We start from the raw sequence: 653 nt of genomic DNA, 5'->3' as shown, positions 1-653 counted from the left end.
CGGTCAAAGTAACCTGTCCATTGATGGAATTGTCAGAAAGGGTAAGCACTGGCGACACGACCAGAATTGTTTCAGTCGCTGTGGTCAAGTATGGCTTGCCCTCTGCCAAGGCTTTTGCGAAAGTCTTGTAATGTGCAGGAACTGCCATGGTATGCTCAACATTGGCAGAATCCTTGTAAGTTACGGACGCTTGCCAACCTATATTCTTCCAATCAACATTTGAGGTGGATGAAATCTCAAAGCTGAAATTGGTCAGTTTTTCTGTATTTTCCAGACTGATGTTGAGTGAATCGCCATTGAAAGTCTCATTAGCCTTCAGTGTACGAGCAAAGACCGTCTTCTCGATATAGTTCGGGTTGTCGTTTCCGTCACTGTCTTTCTTTTCATTGCTGCCGATGATGCTGAGAACAACATCGTCGGTTGTTACAGGCTTGTGGAAGGCACTGCGAACTTCCACGCTTGAACCATTCTCCACATTAGCGGAGGTGTTCACATCGTAGATGGCACCATCCTCAGGTTTGTACTCTGTTGAAGAAAGCCCGTTAGGCAATATATTTGACTCGCCAGCGTAAGTAATGGTAGGTGACCAATTCACCTTATCAAATGAGCCGTTGCTTATTTCCTCAGAGCCAGACTGGACACGGAAATAGATT

General features: G+C 45.5%; 1 protein-coding gene. It reads right to left on the bottom strand.

Translation table 11 applies throughout. The features are described from left to right. Positions 1–653: hypothetical protein (locus tag DW917_RS16690; protein WP_199545593.1), on the bottom strand; the 653-nt coding region annotated here is incomplete at both ends.

The organism is Prevotella sp. AM42-24 (assembly GCF_003461825.1).
Classification (GTDB): domain Bacteria; phylum Bacteroidota; class Bacteroidia; order Bacteroidales; family Bacteroidaceae; genus Prevotella; species Prevotella hominis.
The sequence above is the reverse complement of the archived record's forward strand: the minus strand, read 5'-3'. Positions and strand labels throughout refer to the sequence as shown.